This is a genomic window from Roseovarius conchicola (genome assembly GCF_041403425.1).
GTDB classification, from domain to species: domain Bacteria; phylum Pseudomonadota; class Alphaproteobacteria; order Rhodobacterales; family Rhodobacteraceae; genus Roseovarius; species Roseovarius conchicola.
Genome location: NZ_JBGEHK010000004.1, coordinates 275,546 through 292,941, shown reverse-complemented (window position 1 = coordinate 292,941; position 17,396 = coordinate 275,546). Strand labels below are relative to the sequence as shown.

General features: G+C 58.5%; 18 protein-coding genes. 8 read left to right on the top strand and 10 right to left on the bottom strand.

From position 1 onward, the window contains the following. Window position 1: 1 nt before the first annotated feature. From V6N02_RS13530 to V6N02_RS13520, 3 genes are all read right to left on the bottom strand, one after another. The gene (locus tag V6N02_RS13530) at window positions 2-1,411 is read right to left on the bottom strand and encodes a type II and III secretion system protein family protein (protein WP_371226128.1); all 1,410 of its coding nucleotides are present in this window, start codon (window positions 1,409-1,411) and stop codon (window positions 2-4) included. A gap of 199 nt (window positions 1,412-1,610) precedes the next feature. After that, window positions 1,611-2,480 carry a Flp pilus assembly protein CpaB gene (gene cpaB, locus V6N02_RS13525; protein ID WP_371226127.1) on the bottom strand — a complete coding sequence of 290 codons (870 nt, stop codon included), beginning with the start codon at window positions 2,478-2,480 and terminating at the stop codon, window positions 1,611-1,613. Between the two features lie 255 nt (window positions 2,481-2,735). Beyond that, a complete protein-coding gene (locus V6N02_RS13520) occupies window positions 2,736-2,948 on the bottom strand; it encodes a Flp family type IVb pilin (protein ID WP_371226126.1) in 213 nt (70 codons plus the stop codon). 394 nt (window positions 2,949-3,342) lie between these two features. Between V6N02_RS13520 and V6N02_RS13515 the strand changes: the two genes are divergently transcribed. Then, the gene (locus V6N02_RS13515) at window positions 3,343-4,116 is read left to right on the top strand and encodes a lytic transglycosylase domain-containing protein (RefSeq protein ID WP_371226125.1); all 774 of its coding nucleotides are present in this window, start codon (window positions 3,343-3,345) and stop codon (window positions 4,114-4,116) included. A gap of 57 nt (window positions 4,117-4,173) precedes the next feature. On the opposite strand, the gene V6N02_RS13510 is transcribed toward V6N02_RS13515, so the two are convergent. The 4 genes from V6N02_RS13510 to topA form a co-directional block, all read right to left on the bottom strand. Then, window positions 4,174-4,800, bottom strand: coding sequence for a 3-oxoacid CoA-transferase subunit B (locus V6N02_RS13510; protein ID WP_371226124.1), 627 nt, complete (start codon window positions 4,798-4,800; stop codon window positions 4,174-4,176). 2 nt (window positions 4,801-4,802) lie between these two features. Beyond that, the gene (locus tag V6N02_RS13505; protein WP_371226123.1) at window positions 4,803-5,498 is read right to left on the bottom strand and encodes a CoA transferase subunit A; all 696 of its coding nucleotides are present in this window, start codon (window positions 5,496-5,498) and stop codon (window positions 4,803-4,805) included. Between the two features lie 111 nt (window positions 5,499-5,609). Further along, a complete protein-coding gene (locus tag V6N02_RS13500; RefSeq protein ID WP_371226122.1) occupies window positions 5,610-6,188 on the bottom strand; it encodes a L,D-transpeptidase in 579 nt (192 codons plus the stop codon). Between the two features lie 78 nt (window positions 6,189-6,266). Beyond that, on the bottom strand, window positions 6,267-8,816 hold the full coding sequence (gene topA, locus V6N02_RS13495; RefSeq protein ID WP_371226121.1) for a type I DNA topoisomerase: 2,550 nt from the start codon (window positions 8,814-8,816) through the stop codon (window positions 6,267-6,269). Window positions 8,817-8,956: 140 nt separating this feature from the next. Between topA and V6N02_RS13490 the strand changes: the two genes are divergently transcribed. After that, a complete protein-coding gene (locus tag V6N02_RS13490; protein ID WP_371226120.1) occupies window positions 8,957-9,388 on the top strand; it encodes a hypothetical protein in 432 nt (143 codons plus the stop codon). 5 nt (window positions 9,389-9,393) lie between these two features. Here the strand turns inward: V6N02_RS13490 and dprA are convergent, their stop codons facing one another. From dprA to tldD, 3 genes are all read right to left on the bottom strand, one after another. Then, window positions 9,394-10,563 (bottom strand): DNA-processing protein DprA, encoded by a 1,170-nt coding sequence (dprA, locus tag V6N02_RS13485; RefSeq protein WP_371226119.1) that lies wholly within the window; start codon window positions 10,561-10,563, stop codon window positions 9,394-9,396. Window positions 10,564-10,657: 94 nt separating this feature from the next. After that, the gene (locus V6N02_RS13480) at window positions 10,658-11,479 is read right to left on the bottom strand and encodes a class I SAM-dependent methyltransferase (RefSeq protein WP_371226118.1); all 822 of its coding nucleotides are present in this window, start codon (window positions 11,477-11,479) and stop codon (window positions 10,658-10,660) included. Continuing rightward, complete coding sequence (gene tldD, locus V6N02_RS13475) at window positions 11,476-12,897, bottom strand: metalloprotease TldD (RefSeq protein ID WP_371226117.1); 1,422 nt, start codon at window positions 12,895-12,897, stop codon at window positions 11,476-11,478. Before tldD ends, V6N02_RS13480 begins: the two co-directional genes overlap by 4 nt. 198 nt (window positions 12,898-13,095) lie before the next feature. Between tldD and coxB the strand changes: the two genes are divergently transcribed. The 6 genes from coxB (at window position 13,096) to V6N02_RS13445 (ending at window position 17,375) form a co-directional block, all read left to right on the top strand. Beyond that, entirely contained in the window at window positions 13,096-13,965 is an 870-nt protein-coding gene (coxB, locus tag V6N02_RS13470; RefSeq protein WP_371226116.1) for a cytochrome c oxidase subunit II, read from the top strand. 54 nt (window positions 13,966-14,019) lie between these two features. Continuing rightward, the gene (gene cyoE, locus V6N02_RS13465; protein WP_371226115.1) at window positions 14,020-14,961 is read left to right on the top strand and encodes a heme o synthase; all 942 of its coding nucleotides are present in this window, start codon (window positions 14,020-14,022) and stop codon (window positions 14,959-14,961) included. Between the two features lie 2 nt (window positions 14,962-14,963). After that, window positions 14,964-15,128, top strand: coding sequence for a hypothetical protein (locus V6N02_RS13460; protein ID WP_371226114.1), 165 nt, complete (start codon window positions 14,964-14,966; stop codon window positions 15,126-15,128). Then, window positions 15,128-15,721, top strand: coding sequence for a cytochrome c oxidase assembly protein (locus tag V6N02_RS13455; protein WP_371226113.1), 594 nt, complete (start codon window positions 15,128-15,130; stop codon window positions 15,719-15,721). The genes V6N02_RS13460 and V6N02_RS13455 overlap by 1 nt, the downstream gene beginning before the upstream one ends. Window positions 15,722-15,744: 23 nt before the next feature. After that, a complete protein-coding gene (locus V6N02_RS13450; protein ID WP_371226112.1) occupies window positions 15,745-16,545 on the top strand; it encodes a cytochrome c oxidase subunit 3 in 801 nt (266 codons plus the stop codon). Between the two features lie 80 nt (window positions 16,546-16,625). Then, a complete protein-coding gene (locus V6N02_RS13445; protein ID WP_371226111.1) occupies window positions 16,626-17,375 on the top strand; it encodes a DUF4272 domain-containing protein in 750 nt (249 codons plus the stop codon). Window positions 17,376-17,396: the final 21 nt, after the last annotated feature.

Sequence of the window (17,396 nt, the reverse complement as noted above, 5' to 3'; positions counted from 1 at the left end):
CTTAATCCATCACGTAGCCATAAGAGCCGCTGAAATCCTGTTTGGCAACTTCACCAGCTGCGCCCCGGATATTCTTGGCAACCCGTCCGTTGAGGAACAAATCGGCCTCGGACGGTAATTTGACCCGGTCCGTCGGCAGGGCCAAAGCCTCGCCTTTGGTGGGGGTCACCAGATGGGCCGACACGATAATCACCAACTCGGTTTGCGAGCGTTGATAATCTGCACTGCGGAACAATGCGCCCAGAACCGGAACATCACCCAGCCACGGAACCTGGCTGTTGTTGTCGCGGAAGTCGTCTTGTAGCAGACCGGCGATCGCGAAGCTTTCACCATCGCGCAGTGCCACCGTAGTCGAGGCATCGCGTCGACGGAAACCGGCGATCTCAAGCTCGCCCTGCACGAAGGAGTTTGCGCTGTCGATCGACGAAACCGCAGCCGAAAGTTCCAGATTGATGATGTCATCATCCATCACGCGGGGAACAAAGTTCAGCTCGACGCCGAAGGGTTTGAATTCGACGGTGATGGTATCATTGTCCTGGGCAACCGGGATCGGGAACTCACCACCAGCAAGGAAGTTGGCTTCCTGACCCGACAACGCTGTCAGATTTGGCTCGGCCAGCGTGCGAACAACGCCTTTGTTTTCAAGCGCCTGAAGTAGAATTCCGATCTGGGCAGAACCTGCGTTGAAACCAAAGAATGATGCCCCGGCCGCTGTTTCGCCACCAATGGTACCCGTTCCAATCACACTGGGACCTACATTTGAGGTAGCGCCTTGTGTTGCAACCCCTGCGCCAAGGCCAGCCGCCGAAAGCCCGTCAACCGAGAGAGACGCTGAAAGGCTTTTGGACACGCTGCGCTGCATTTCAGCAAAACGAACCTTCAGCATGACCTGCTGTTTGCCGGTGACTGACATCAGATTAGACACCCGCTCGGGCGCGTAACGCTGGGCCAGATCAAGGGCGCGGTCCATTTTCGGAACGCTGGAAACGGTGCCCGACAGCACGATGCCGTCATTGGCCGAGCGCACTTCGATACGCTCACCAGGCAGGATCTGCCGCAGCCGTTCTTTGAACTCGGAGATATCTGGGCTGACGGCCACATTCACGTTGGTGATCAGGCGGCCAGTGGCATCCAGAAGGGTCAACGTGGTGATGCCTGGGGTTTTGCCCAGAATATAGATGGTACGATCCGAAAGCGTTGAGAAGTCAGCGATTTGCGGGTTCGCAATGCTGAGTTCGGCAAACGGGGTGTCACTTTCTACAACAATGGCCCGGTTCATCGGGACGCTGAGTTCCCGTTCGGTGCCTTTGCGCACAACTTGAATGGATTCTGCCAGAGCTTCGGTAACGAAGGGTCCGGAAGCGATGATCAGCCCAAGAAGAGCTGACCGGATAATACCTACGATTTTCATGTGACCTGCCTTTCCGATCACGCCTCAGTTTTTGGGTCTTAGTGCCCGATGATTGAAGGCAATGTGCGCCAAAACGAAAAACATTTCAAGAATCAAAGGTTTTTTGGGCGTAATTGATGTTTTTTTTAATCGACCGTTGCCGAAAAAAGACGGGACGCCCGATCGGACGCCCCGTTTAGCATGGTTGATTTCAAGTAATTTAGTTCGTGCAGGGGATCTGATTAACCACCACTTCGCCGCCGCGATTGGTGCGGATTGTGCAGATTTCCTGTTGGGCAACTTCCTGGGCCGTTTCGGCTTCGGTCAGACCCAGAAGACGGCGTTGGTCCACTTCGATAACTTCGGAAATCGTGTCATCCAAAGCCCCGACCAATGACAAGGTCAGACGACCCGTGGCCTGCGCTTGGGCCAGAGCAGCAACCTGTTGGGGGGGGACTGCTACGGTCACAGTGCGGGCCAGCGTGGTGCCCGAGGTATTTTGATTGGCCTGCTGGTCGACGGCGATCAGGCGTACGTTCGTCTCAATCAGCTTGGTCACCTCGCCAGTGGAGTCGTTTTCGGTCCGTACATTCTCGCCACCGACACGACCGGTCCAGTAGACATCGACATGATCTCCAGGACGCAGGAAGCCTGACACCCCTGAGGTTACGTCAACCTTGATCGCAAAGGCCCGCATGCCGCGCTCCAACTGCGAGGCGATACCAGCCTCTTCGCCGGGGCCGGAAACTTTGACTTTCAGAACAGGTTCGTTCTTTTCCATGGTCCGCAGCACTTTGCGCGGTTCATCTTCGCCTTTGGGGAACAGGGCCTCTTCCGTGGCAAAGCTTCCTTCGGGAAGGTGTTTCTGTGGAAAGCTGATCAGCTTGACGTCTTTTTTCAGAATGGTCTCGCCGTATTTCAGCGGGCGATTGGCCACATAGATATCTGCCAGTTCGATGGCTGGCGCGCGCTGAGACCGCTCTTTCGCCAGTTGGGTCTGATAGGCGTTAATGTAGTTTTTCGCCATATAAACGGCAAAGCCGGCCAGGCCGAGGCCTAAAACAAGCACAAGTCCGAATACCAAACGCATGGCTTTTCCTTTCAAGATTACATCTCTTCGATGCACAATCAGGCATCATTGGTGCTGTTTGTCTCTGATGATTGTGGCAGAATGTCGATGCCAGCATGGTTGTTTCGCGACTTTCAACAATGCCTGCCAGTTTAGAGGCTTTGGCAAAGTGCGTTTGGGTTGGCGTACCGGACAGGTTTATCTCGCTGCGACAAACACCAAAAGGCCGCACCCGATATGGGTGCGGCCAAATGTTTGCGCTGATGCGCGGCGATATTATTCGGTAGGTGTTGCTTGGCCCGAACCTTCGCCAACCCAACCGTCGTTGTTCACGGCTGTGCCGATTTCGCTGGCCAGACCGGTGATGCCGGTTTGAACGCTTGCGATACCAGCAACGCCCAGACCAACGATGGCCGCGGTCAGAACGACCCAGTCAACTGTTACGGCGCCGTCTTCGTCTTTCAGGAAAGTGTTAATGAACTTGCTCATGGTTTGTCCCTCCAAAGGATCAGATACTCAGGTTAACAACCGCTTCAACACATCGTGGGCTAGCTCACTGACCCTGTACCGTTGCGGCATGGGGAGATATAGCCAGCCAAATCGGGCAGGAATTTGTCGGGTTTCGCGCCATTTTGGGAGGGGGTTATTTTTATGCGGGAAACCTATTTAACTTTTTGTTTTATAAGGATTTAAAAATCCTAAAAAACGGAGATTTTTTTGTTCAGCAAGGTTTTTAAGACAAAATCGATAAAAATTTAGTTGCAGGATTTGCGACAATACTGGCTCTGAAGCGGGATTTTTGCGATACTTGGGAAAAAGAACGCTGAGGCAGAGCAAAAAAATCATGCGACGTAACTGGATATTCATCCTTGGGATGATTTTAATGCCCGTTTCCCCGGGATTCGCGGGTGATCCGCCCCCGTGGCCCGAATTTACCTTCAAAATGGGTAAACCGCCCAAGTCCGGCTCGGTGGGCAAGATCACGGTGCAGATCGAACCACAGGCCGTGAAACCCAAGCCTGCGGTGGCCGCTGACACGGCGGTGGCCAAAGCGCCCACACTTGGTGCCTATAACTGGTATTGGACGCATGTTCCCGATGAGATCGAGGTTGCCAGTGCCGAACGCGCGGCCAAGGCTCTGGCGGGCCTCAGCAAGGGACCCTCAGGTGTTGGCGTACCCGGACCCAGATTGCAGGACTTGCAAGGGATCGCGCAGGCGCAAGGGGCCTCGATCCTGAAAGAAACTATTGGAACGCAGGTGTCCCCCGCGCTGGTGTTGGCCGTGATTGCTGTGGAATCAAGCGGCAAGAAAACCGCCGAGAGTCATAAGGGGGCCCAAGGGCTGATGCAGTTGATGCCTGACACCGCCAAACGCTTTGGCGTGACCGACAGTCTGGAGCCTGAACAGAACATCAAGGGCGGCGTGGCCTACCTGAAATGGTTGCTGGACGAATTTGACGGCGACCCGGTGCTGGCGCTGGCGGGGTATAATGCCGGTGAGAACGCGGTGAAGAAACATGGCGGCGTGCCGCCCTTTGCAGAAACCCGCGATTACATCCCCAAGGTGCTGGCCGCGTTCGAGGTGGCCCGGGGGCTGTGCAAGACGCGGCCCCAGTTGATCACCGATGCCTGTGCGTTGAACCTGGCAATGAACTGACCAACAAAAAGCCCCGGAGGTGATCCGGGGCTTCTGTCATCGGCTAACGTGAGCCTTTCAGACGATTGTCGCCTCGGTGGCGGCCACAATATCCTCGCGGCTCACGCCCGGGGCGCATTCCTGGATGTGTAGTCCCTTATGGGTCACGTCCAGAACACCCAGGTTGGTGATGATCCGGTCGACTACGCCAGCGCCGGTCAGCGGCAGTGTGCAGGATTTCAGCAACTTACTTTCACCATGTTTGTTGGTGTGATCCATTACCACCACCACGCGGCCCACGCCCGCGACAAGGTCCATCGCCCCGCCCATGCCTTTAACCAGCTTGCCGGGGATCATCCAATTGGCCAGATCACCATTCTCGGCCACTTCCATGGCACCGAGGATCGCCATGGCGATCTTGCCGCCGCGGATCATCCCAAAGGAGGTTGCGCTGTCGAAATAGGCGGTTTCGGGCAGTTCGGTGATGGTCTGCTTGCCTGCGTTGATCAGGTCCGCATCTTCTTCGCCCGCGATGGGGAAAGGACCCATGCCCAGCATCCCGTTTTCCGATTGCAGTGTTACCGACACCCCCTCTGGGATGAAGTTGGGCACCAGCGTCGGAATGCCGATGCCAAGGTTCACATAAGTGCCGTCTTCCAGCTCTTGCGCCGCGCGCGCGGCCATTTGATTGCGATCCCATCCCATGATCAGGCCTCCCTCACAGTGCGTTGTTCGATGCGTTTTTCATGCTCGCCCTGGATCAGGCGGTGCACATAAATGCCGGGCAGGTGGATATGATCGGGGTCTAGGCTGCCGGTCGGCACGATCTCTTCCACTTCCATCACGCAGATTTTGCCACACATCGCGGCAGGCGGATTGAAGTTGCGTGCCGTCTTGCGGAAAATCGCATTGCCGGTCTCATCCGCTTTCCACGCCTTGACGATCGAGAGGTCCGCGAAAATGCCGCGCTCCATAATATATGTCTCGCCGTCAAAATCCTTGTGCTCTTTGCCCTCGGCCACCTGCGTGCCCACACCTGTCTTGGTGTAAAACCCGGGAATGCCGGCCCCACCGGCGCGCATCCGTTCGGCCAGCGTGCCTTGCGGGTTGAATTCAATTTCCAACTCGCCTGACAGGTACTGACGCATGAACTCGGCGTTTTCGCCCACGTAGGAGGACATCATTTTGCGCACCTGTCTGGTTTGCAGAAGGATGCCGATGCCAAAATCATCCACACCGGCATTGTTGGACGCGAAGGTCAGGTCTTTGACGCCGCTGTCCTGAATGGCCTGAAGAAGCAGTTCAGGGATGCCGCACAGGCCAAAGCCGCCCGCGGCGATCAGCATATCGTCCTGCAAAAGCCCGTCCAGCGCTTCGGCCGCCGAACCATAGAGTTTGCTCATTTGGGAAATCCTCTCTCACACCGTTGCGCGTGGTTTGGCGGGCAAGAGAGGCAGAGTCAACGGGTCGCTGCGCCGCATAAGCGTTACTACGTATACGGCGCGTGCGGGGCTTTAAAGCACCAGAACCTGAGTGCCGATAGGTGTGATGGCAAACAGCTCTTCAACCATGTGATTGTAAAGACCGATGCACCCGGACGAAGACTGCCGCCCGATTTTGCGCGTGTCATGGGTGCCGTGAATCAGATAGGCGGGCCATTCCAGATACATCGCATGCGTGCCCAGCGGATTATCGGGGCCCGAAGGCATAAAGGCCGGTAGCGACGGGTCACGCTTGCGCATATTGGCCGTCGGCGTCCAGGTTGGCCCCACTTTCTTGCGCACGATCTTGGTATAGCCGCGCTTGGTCAGTTCTTCGGTCATTGGCACCGAGGTGGGATAGATACGGTAATCGGTGCCACTCGCATCCCAATAATGCAGTGCGCGCGAGCTGACGTCACAGACAATCGCCCCTTTTCCAAGGCTGTCGAAATGATCCTGCCAGTTCTGGCTGACAAAACTTGACGCATTCCGGCGCGCGGTCTTGGGCTGCTTGGGCCAGCCGATGCCTTCCTCCGCTCTCAGTACAGCAGGAGCGGCCAAGGCCGCCGCGCCAGACAAAAGAAGGGTGCGCCGTTTGATCGAATGGGTCATGGGATGCCTCGCGATGAACCGCCTGTCATTTCCGCGTAATGTGGAAATGCAGGCCATCACATACCAATGACAAACGCGTTATGACGCCTTTTTCTTTGCTGCCGGTTTTTTCTTGGGCGCAGCCTTCTTGCGGGGCTTACTTTTCTTGGCAGCTTTCTCGGCTATCAGCTCGACGGCCATTTCCATGGTCACATTGGCCGGCTCGACCCCTTTGGGCAGGGTGGCGTTCACTTTTTCCCACTTTACATAAGGCCCATAGCGGCCATCCATCACATTCACGGGCCCACCGTCATTGGGATGATCGCCCAACTCGCGCAGTGGCTTGGCCGGAGCACTGCGTCCGCGTCCCGGATTGGCACGTTTCTCGGCGAGCAATTCGACTGCGCGGTTCATGCCGATCTCGAACACATCGTTTGGATCTTTCAGGTTGGCATAGATCGGTTTGGCGTCTTCAGGCCCCTGATGCATGATGTAGGGGCCAAAGCGGCCAAAGTTGCTGACGATCATGCCCCCATCGGGGTGATCCCCGATCTCACGGGGCAGCGAGAGCAAGGTCAGCGCCTTGTCCAAGGTCATCTCGTCAGCTTGCCAGCCCTTGGGCAGCGAGGCGCGGGGCGGCTTCTTGTTGTCCTCGGTCGCCTGGCCGCGTTGGACATATGGTCCGAACCGGCCCGAGCGCAGCGAAATCTCGTCGCCCGCATCCTCACCCAGCACGCGATCTGCGTTTTCCTGAGCGTCGCCGCCAATGGGCCGGGTGTAACGGCATTCCGGATAATTGCCACACCCGACAAAGCCGCCCGATTTCGACGTTTTCAGGTGCAGCTGGCCATTGCCACAGAGCGGGCAAACACGCGGATCAGACCCATCTTCGCGCGGGGGATAGAGGGTGGGGGCAAGCGCCTCGTCCAGAACATCCAGCACTTCTGTGATGCGCAGCTCGGATGTCTCTGCGATTGCAACGGAAAAATCACGCCAGAACCCGGCAAGCACAGCTTTGTAATTGGCATCCCCGGCGCTGACCTGATCCAGTTCTTCTTCCAGATTGGCGGTGAATTCATAGCCCACATATTTGCGGAAGAAGTTCAGCAGGAAGATCGTGACGATCCGTCCCTTATCCTCGGGGATCAGGCGGCCCTTGTCCTTGGTGACATATTCACGGTCCTGAATCGTGGTCACGATCGACGCATAGGTCGAGGGGCGACCGATGCCCAGCTCTTCCATCTTCTTGACCAGTGTCGCCTCGGTATAGCGCGGCGGGGGTTGGGTGAAATGCTGCTCGGGCGTTACGGATGATTTCCTGGCGCCCTCGCCCTGCATGATCTGGGGCAGGCGTTTGTCGTCATCATCAACGACCGTATCGTCACGCCCCTCTTCATAGATTTTCATGAAGCCATCAAACAGCATGACCTGACCAGTGGCGCGCAGGCCGACCTGACCATCATCACTGGTGATATCAACGGTTGTGCGCTCCAGCCGCGCGGCCTCCATCTGACAGGCCAGAGTGCGTTTCCAGATCAGATCGTAGAGCTTGCGTTGGTCCGCGTCCGAAATCTTGAGGCTTGCGGCGTCCGCGGCCAGATTGGTGGGGCGGATACATTCATGCGCTTCCTGCGCATTCTTTGCCTTGTTCTTATACATGCGTGGGGATTTGGGCACGTATTCTTCGCCATAACGGTCCTTGATCGCATCGCGCGCGGCCATCACGGCCTCAGGCGCCATGTCGATCCCGTCGGTGCGCATATAGGTAATATGCCCGGCCTCATAGAGCCGCTGCGCGGTGCTCATCGTCATGCGCGCGCCCATGCCGAATTTGCGGGATGCTTCTTGTTGCAGGGTCGATGTCATGAAGGGCGCAGAGGGGTTGCGCGAAGCAGGTTTCGCCTCGACCGAGGCGATTTTCAGATCACGCGACGACACGGCCTGCACGGCCAGTTCGGCCTGTGTGGCATTCTCAATATCATATTTATCGAGTTTTTTGCCCGCAAGAACGGTCAGTCGTGCCTCGTATTCCTGCCCGCGCGGGGTGCCCAGCACAGCCTTGACGGACCAGTATTCGCGCGGATTGAACGCCTCGATCTCCATCTCGCGCTCGACAATCAGGCGCAGGCAGACCGATTGCACCCGGCCCGCCGATTTCGCACCGGGCAGCTTGCGCCACAACACCGGTGAGAGGTTGAAGCCCACCAGGTAATCCAGCGCCCGGCGGGCCAGATAGGCCTCGACCAGCGGCGCATCGACCTGGCGCGGGTTGGCCATGGCCTCGGTCACGGCGGCCTTGGTAATGGCGTTGAAGACCACGCGGCTGACGGGCGTGTCTTTCTTAATCGCCTTGCGTTTGCGCAGGGTTTCTTCCAGGTGCCAGCTGATCGCCTCGCCTTCGCGATCCGGGTCGGTGGCGAGGATCAGGGCATTGTCGTCTTTCAGGGCGTCGGCAATGGCTTTGACATGTTTGCGGCTGTCATATCCGACCTCCCATTTCATGTCGAAATCGGCCTCGGTATCGACCGATCCATCCTTGGGCGGCAAATCGCGGACATGACCGTACGAGGCCAGAACCGTGTAATCGGATCCCAGATACTTGTTGATTGTCTTGGCCTTAGCCGGGGATTCGACGACAACGACGGGCATTCAGATTCCTTTCGACTCGGGACGCAACGTATGGCGGCGGAACATGTGGGGTGGCAAGAGGATTTGTCAATGCGCCTTGCCGCTGATTGCCATTAGACGGCGCGTGCGGCAGGATTGGCGCATAAATGGGGAAGGGTGTGATGCGGTATATTCTTTTGGGATTGACGGTGATCTGGGCCGGAATGGCACAGGCCTGGGAAGAGCCGGCGCGGGGTAGCGAGACGCGGAGCGCATTGATGGACGCGTTGCGCCCGCATGCCGAATGGTTGTTGGGCAAGCCAGTTGAATTCGTGGTTCACGAGTTGCGGCGTTCGGGCGATGTGGCGTTTGCGATGGTTCATGCGCAGCGTCCCGGGGGCGGAGAGATTGATCTGAGCCGCACACGTGGGGCGGCGATCAATGCCTTTGACGTGGAGTATATGGATGGTTCTTCCCTGCAGGCGCTTTATCGCAAGTCTGGCAACACTTGGGTGGCTGTGCATTGGGTGATCGGGGCAACGGATGCCTGGTGGTATGATCCCGCGCTTTGCCCGGACTATGCGGCGGTTATCCCCGAGGTCTGCGCAGGCTAGGCGGATCAGTTGACCGCTTTCAGGTTTGGCGCAAGGCTGAGCAATCCACCGGCATTACGCCGGATGCGCCCGTCCAGTTCCAGATCGACCAGGGCCGGTGTTACGGCATGTGCCGGGCTGTCGAGATCGCGGATCAACTGATCTTCGGCGACGGGCGAGGGGCCGAGCCGGGCGAGGATCTGACTGTGCAGATCGGCCGTTTCAACAAGATTGCGGGTTTCCGGGGCAGGGGCAGGAATATCCGCCAGGTCAAGGGCGGGCTGCATCTCCGTGCTTATGTTCTCTGCCGGTAGCGCGTCAATCACATCGGCCCCGCTGCGTACAAGGATGGCGCCATCGCGGATCAACATGTTGCACCCCGAGGCGCGCGCATCGAATGGATGGCCCGGTACGGCCAACACTTCACGCCCCTGATCCAGGGCATTGCGTGCGGTGATCAGCGACCCGGATTTGCCCGCCGCTTCAACGACGACAACGGCCTGGGCGATTCCCGAGATAATCCGGTTGCGGCGCGGGAAATGGCGGGCTTGCGGGATTGTCCCCATGGGTTGTTCCGACACGCGCGCGCCGGTTTTAAGGATATCCTCGCCCAGTCGCGTGTTCTCGGCTGGATAAATCACGTCGGCGCCCCCGGCCATGACTGCAATCGTGCCAGGTTCTAAGCTGGCCAGATGAGCGGCGGTATCAATGCCGCGCGCGAGGCCCGAGACCACGGTAAATCCGGCTTCCGACAGATCACGCGCCAGTGCCTTGGCCATGCGGGTGCCAAGCGAAGAAGCATTGCGCGCACCGACAAGGGCAATCGCCGGGCGCGACAGGATCGCCGGATCGCCCATCACCCATAACACGGGGGGCGGATCAGGGATGTTGCGTAATAAAACGGGATATTCGGGATCGGTGATGCAAATCAGACGTGCACCTGCGGCGCGTCCTGTTTTCAGTTCGGCATGGACAACGCCCGGAGGGCAGGCCTGATAACTGCTGACACCCGCGGCGCGGGCCACGTCAGGCAGCGCTTCAAGCGCGGCTTGAGCTGTCTGATGTTCGGACAACAGCCGGTAAAAGGTGGCCACACCAACCCGGCGAGACCGCAAGAGACGAAGCCACGACACCCGATCATCTTCCGTGGTGGGTGGGAGTGGGGGGTGAGTGGAAGGATGGGTCTCCTCGGGCATCATGTCTCCGTCTGCTTGCAGGAACCTTTCTACGAACGGATGGTTAATAGCACGTAAACCAAAACCAGAAAGTCACGGGCTTCACTCGGTGCATCTAACGGCCGGGACGGATCCCCGTGGCCAACCAGACACGATGCGGCACGTTCAATTGCGCCTGCGGGAAGTCGCGAGACAACAGGGCGGCAAACGCCTGATCGAAATCTGCGGTTTCCTCTGTATTCAGCGAGGCGGCGATGCCTGCGCTGGCCCGGATGCGACCGCGCCAGCCCTCGTGGTTGTAGGATTGCTCAACATCAAAGGACGCCGTTTCGAGGTCGCTGAACCCGGCCTGTGCCAGATCGGCCAGCCAATCGGGATAAAGCCCGGTGCCCCCAGCGCCCGCCCAGGCCGGGTTATGCTTGAGAATCAGTGCCTCGGTCGCCGCAACCAGATTGCCGGGCAGGGGCAGCCAATCGAAATGGGCGATCACGATCCGGCCTCCGGGGCGCAGGATGCGTGCGACCTCGGCAGCGGCGCGGGGGCGGTCGAACCAGTGCCAGCACTGACCGGCAGTGACCAGGTCCATGCAGCCATCGGCGATACCCGTGTCTTCTGCGGTGCCGATATCATAACGGACACGAACCCCGGTTTCGGCATCCAGCACGCGGGCCTCGGCCAGCAGATCGGGCGCCGGGTCAAGCGCGCTGACGGATAGGCCAAGCTGTGCCAGCCCGCGCGCCACGGTGCCCGTTCCGGTGCCGAGGTCGAGGGCTGACTGACCCGGCACGGCAAAACCCCGTGCTATCAAAAGGTTGAAAAAGGCGGGGGGAAACCCGGCACGATGAGTGGCATAGTCGTCGGCGGTCTGGCCAAAATCGACGGATGCGCCAAACGCGCGCAACGCATCAGGAGAAATGCCATCCCTGTCATCGCTCATGCGGCAGAGCCACCAACGGTAAGCCCGCCGATCATGACCGTCGGTTGGCCCACGCCCACGGGCACCCACTGGCCTTGCTTACCGCAATTGCCCATGCCGGGGTCCAGCGCCATGTCATTGCCGAGGGCACGAAGCTGGTTCAGCGCGGTTGCCCCGTCGCCGATCAGGGTTGCGCCTTTGACTGGCGCGCCCACCTTTCCGTTCTTCACGCGATAGGCTTCGGTGCAGGAAAACACGAACTTGCCCGAGGTGATGTCTACCTGTCCGCCGCCGAATCCAACGGCATAGATCCCATCTTTCAGATCGGCGACGATTTCCTCGGGCGTCGCATCCCCGCCCAGCATGTAGGTGTTGGTCATGCGGGGCATCGGCACATGGGCATAGCTTTCGCGGCGGCCATTGCCGGTGGGATTTACCCCCATCAGGCGGGCATTCTGGCGATCCTGCATGTATCCCACGAGGATACCGTCTTCGATCAAAACGTTCTTCCCCGAGGGCGTGCCTTCATCATCCACGCTCAGGCTGCCGCGCCGATCCGGGATGGTGCCATCGTCCAGTACGGTCACGCCGGGGGCGGCAATGCGTTGGCCCATCAGTCCGGCAAAGGCCGAGCTGCCCTTGCGGTTGAAATCGCCTTCAAGGCCATGGCCGATCGCCTCGTGCAGAAGGATGCCGGGCCAGCCGGGGCCAAGCACAACGTCCATCATGCCGGCAGGGGCCGGTTCGGCCTCAAGATTGACCAGCGCGATGCGCAATGCCTCGTTCGTTTTGGCCTGCCAGTCGGCAGGATCGATCAACCCATCTAGGCCGACGCGACCGCCGCCTCCGGCGCTGCCGCTTTCGCGGCGACCATCCTGATCGACGATGACCGAGACGTTCAGGCGAGTCATCGGGCGGATGTCGGTCACTTCCGTGCCATCGGGACGCAGAATCACTACTTCCTGATGAGCGGCGGCGATGGTGGCGCTGACCTGCACTACCCGCTTATCAAGATCGCGGGCAAAGGCATCAATTTCTCGCAGGGTTTCCAGTTTTACGGGCAGAGGTTGCGCGATCAGCGGATCGGCATCCGTGTAGAGCCGCCGGTTGGTGGGTTGCGGCCCCGCCGCCAACGTGCCGCCGCCATCGCCCACGGCCAGGCGGGCAGTGTCCACAGCGCGCGTCAAAGCCGCCTCGGACATTTCCGAAGAATGCGCATATCCCGTCACTTCGCCCGACACGGCGCGCAGCCCGAATCCTTCCGATGCATCAAAACTGGCGGTTTTCACGCGGCCATCGTCAAACACCAGCGCCTCGGACCGGCGGCGTTCGAGGAACAATTCGCCATCGTCGGCCCCTTTGGTCGCGGCGCGCAAATGCGCCAGCGCGCGGTCCCGATCAAGGGCGGTTTCAAACGGACGAAATCGGGATTGGGTCATATAGGCCGGTCCTCAGGTCAGGGATGGAGGCGAGAATCTTTGACATAAATCAAAAAGCGTCGGTTTGACGCAAAGCGCGTTCTTGTCTGTCGCAACAGAATATGGTTTTAACGAGGGCAAGATACAACGGGATTCCAGCACTTCGCGTGTTGCTGTTGTCACAGAATATAAACGCGACCAACCGATCAGGGTAGATTTATGCGACGCACCACCAGCCTTATGGCCGCTCTGGCCTCTCTTTTTGCGGTTCCTGCCATGGCGCAGGACGGTCTTGAAATCATCGGCACGCCCGAGCCGGCAGGACTTGGTTTTCAACCCGCCGCCACTGAACTGGCCCGTGATTTGCAATGGCTTGACGGCTTGCTCCTGGTGATCATCACAGCCATTACGATTTTTGTCTGCGTCCTACTGGTCATCGTGATGATGCGCTACAATCGCCGCGCCAATCCGACCCCCTCGAGCTTTACGCATAACTCGCCTCTGGAAGTGGCCTGGACAATCATTCCAATTGTGATTCTGGTGTTTATCGGCGCGTTCTCCTTGCCGGTTCTGTTCAAGCAACAGGAAATCCCTGAGGGCGATATTCATATCAAGGTCACAGGCTATCAGTGGTACTGGGGCTATGAGTACACCGATCATGAGTTCGAGTTTGAAAGCTTCATGATCGGCGACGGCAAGGTTCTCAATGACGAGGTGATCGCCGAGTTGGAAGAGGCCGGATATTCCAAGGATGAGTTCCTGCTGGCCACCGACACAGCCGTTGTGGTGCCTGTGAACAAGGTCGTTGTCATGACCGTCACCGGGGCGGATGTGATCCACAGTTGGACCATCCCTGCCTTCGGCGTGAAACAGGATGCCGTACCGGGCCGCCTGGCGCAATTGTGGTTCGAGGCTGATCAGGAAGGCGTTTACTTTGGTCAGTGTTCCGAGCTTTGCGGCAAAGACCACGCTTACATGCCGATCACCGTCAAAGTGGTCAGCGAAGAAGCCTATGAAGAGTGGCTGAACGGTGCCATCGAAGAATATGCCGGAACCCCGCGCAGCATCGACGTGGCCTCTGCCCAGTAACTCACCTGACGGATGTGTAAGGCGGGCCCCGGCCCGCCAGCCAGCGGAGACTTCATGAGCGACGCAAGCCTGAACACCACGCAGACCCAGACCGGCGACGCCGGTTTTGGTGATTTCTTTGCCCTGCTGAAACCGCGGGTGATGAGCCTTGTGGTGTTTACCGCACTTGTCGGCTTGCTGGCCGCGCCTGTTGGCGTGCACCCCGTAGTGGGTTTTGCTGCGATCCTGTTCATTGCCGTGGGCGGTGGCGCCTCGGGCGCGCTGAACATGTGGTGGGAAGCGGATATCGACCGCATCATGAAGCGCACGCGCAAGCGCCCCATCCCATCCGGCAAAGTGACCGAGGGCGAAGCCTTTGGTTTTGGCATGGCGCTGGCTGGCTTCTCGGTGATCATGCTGTGGCTGGCGACCAATTGGGTGGCTGCTGCGGTTTTGGCCTTCACGATCTTTTTCTATGTTGTGATCTACACCATGTGGCTGAAGCGCTGGACGCCTCAGAACATCGTGATCGGCGGCGCGGCAGGGGCCTTCCCTCCGATGATCGGCTGGGCCGCGGCGACGGGCACGATCAGCGTGGAATCCGTTCTGATGTTTACCCTGATCTTCATGTGGACCCCGCCGCATTTCTGGGCGCTGGCCCTGTTCATGAAGGCTGATTACCACGAGGCTGGCGTGCCGATGTTGACCGTGACCCATGGCCGCCGTTCGACCCGCAAACATATCTGGGTCTATACCTTGCTGTTGGCCCCGATGGCCATTGGCGCGACCTTCACGAGCATTGGTGGTCCGCTTTACCTGTTTGTCGCGCTGGTGCTGAACGGGTTTTTCCTGAAAGGCGCGTTCGAGATCTGGCGCCGGGATGAGGCGGTCGCCGAAGCGGATCAGTATCGCACCGAAAAGCGGTTCTTCCGCCTATCGCTTTATTACCTCTTTGGTCATTTCACCGCGATTCTGGCGCAATCTGCGCTGGCCTCGTTCGGTCTGGGTGGGTGGTGAGCATGAGCCTGTCCAAGCAACATGAGCTGCACAAACGCCGCTTTAGCCGCAATCTGGGGTTGGGGCTGGTACTTGCAGGGTTCGTGGCTTTGATCTTTGGGCTGACCGTGGCCAAGGTAACCAACGAAGATTTCGGCGTTCCGTCGCAAAGCGGGAGCACATACTGATGTTCGCGCAGACCGAGATTGGCAAAACAGTGCTGCGCCTTGTGGGCGTTGTCGTGCTGATGGGTGGTCTGGCCTGGGCATCGGTGCCGTTTTATGACTGGTTCTGCCGGGTGACAGGCTTTGGTGGCGCGACCGGAGTGGCCGATGTGGCCCCCGATGAGATCCTGGATCAAACCATCAAGATCCGATTCGACGCCTCCAAGGAACGCGACATGCCTTGGGAGTTCAAACCTATGGCCCGCGAAATGGAAATTCGCATTGGTGAGACGGGTCTTGCCTTTTACGAGGCCTATAACCCCACCGACCGTCCTATCGCCGGGTCGGCCAGCTATAATGTAACGCCCTACGAGGCGGGTGGGTTTTTCACCAAGATCGACTGCTTCTGCTTTGAAGAACAGGTGCTGCAACCCGGTGAACGGGTCGAGATGCCGGTGACCTTTTATGTGGACCCTGAGATCGTGACAGATCGGGACGCACAGTACACCCACACGATCACGCTGGGCTATACATTCTATGAAATCGAGCTGCCTGAAGCGCAAGCCGCGCTTGTGCAGGACAGCGAAACCGATACAAATATAACAACAACGAACTGAGCCGTTCTAAGAGGGACCCTGAAATGGCACATGAAAAGAACCACGATTATCACATTCTGAACCCCTCGGTCTGGCCGCTGCTGGGCGCGCTGGCGGGGTTTGTCATGCTGTTCGGGGCAGTTTTGTTCTTCCACGACTACGGCCCTTGGATGTTGCTTATGGGCGTGGTTGGCGTGCTTTACGTGATGTTCGGCTGGTGGACGGATGTGGTGGCGGAAAGCCATCAGGGCGATCACACACCGGTTGTGCGCATCGGCCTGCGCTATGGCTTCATCATGTTCATCATGTCCGAGGTGATGTTCTTTGCCGCCTGGTTCTGGAGTTTCTTCAAGCATGCAATGTATCCGATGGGGCCACTGTCGCCCGCTGCCGATGGCATCTGGCCACCTGCAGGCATTGAGACCTTCGATCCGTGGCACCTGCCGCTGATCAACACTTTGATCCTGCTGTGTTCGGGCTGCGCGGCAACCTGGGCGCACCACGCGCTGGTGCATGAGAACAACCGCAAAGACATGAGAAACGGCCTGATCATCGCGATCGCGCTGGGGGCGATCTTCACTGCGCTGCAGGCTTATGAATACAGCCATGCGGGCTTTGGGTTTTCCGGAAATATCTATGGTGCCAACTTCTTTATGGCCACCGGCTTTCACGGCGCGCATGTGATCATCGGGACGATCTTCCTGTTTGTCTGCCTGTTGCGGGTGAACAAGGGCCATTTCACGCCCGAAAAACACATCGGGTTTGAAGCGGCCTCTTGGTACTGGCACTTTGTGGACGTGGTCTGGCTGTTCCTGTTCGCCGCGGTCTATATCTGGGGCGCCTGACGTCTGCGACGATTGAGATAAGAAAAGCGCGCGGGTTTCCCGCGCGCTTTTGTTTTGGAAGGTAGAACATGCGCTTTTTCATGACCCTCTTGGCGGTATTAGGACTTGCCTCAAAGGCGCAGGCGCAAACCCCGTCGCCCGAGGATATCGAGGTAAAGGATCGGATTGAGGCTCTGTCAGAGAACCCTTCCCCGGATCAACTGGCGCGCAAATCAGATTCCATGAAGCAGATTACCGCAATGGGTGTTCCCGTTCTGGATACCCTGCCCGTTATTGCTGCCGAAGCTCAAACCACCCGCCGCAGCAGTGACGAGGTGGCCGAGCGGGCCATGGCGCTTATGATTGCCGCCGTGAAAGGCGAGACGATGGATCAGGACCTGATCGAGGCGATCATCGTGCAATACGGGGCAATCGAGTATTTCACGGCGCAGGAGCTGGCTTTCATCAGCGATAGCGCGCCTGCTGAACAAACCCGTGTACAAATGACGTGGCGCTATGAAAGCGTGGCTGTTCTGCTTTGGGCGCTCGGGTTCATTGATCAGTTGCCGCCGCCGGATACGATCATTGATGCCGCCATGCTGGGCGATACGTTCAGGCAGTTGGGCCCGGACGGTCTGAGGCAAGAGGCCCGACTGCGCCCACAATCCGAGATATTGGATCAGGCCGACCTGATCTATCGGCTGCATTGGGCCGTGGTGGCTGCGCGCGTTGCTAATCAACCAGCGCCCGAAGGCCTGCATCCCGGGATCATTTATGAGCGGCATTATGCGCTGAACTGGCTTTATGGCTACATGGGTCTTGATTGGGACAATATGCGTACCGATACCTGAAGCGCGCCTTGCCCCTGCACA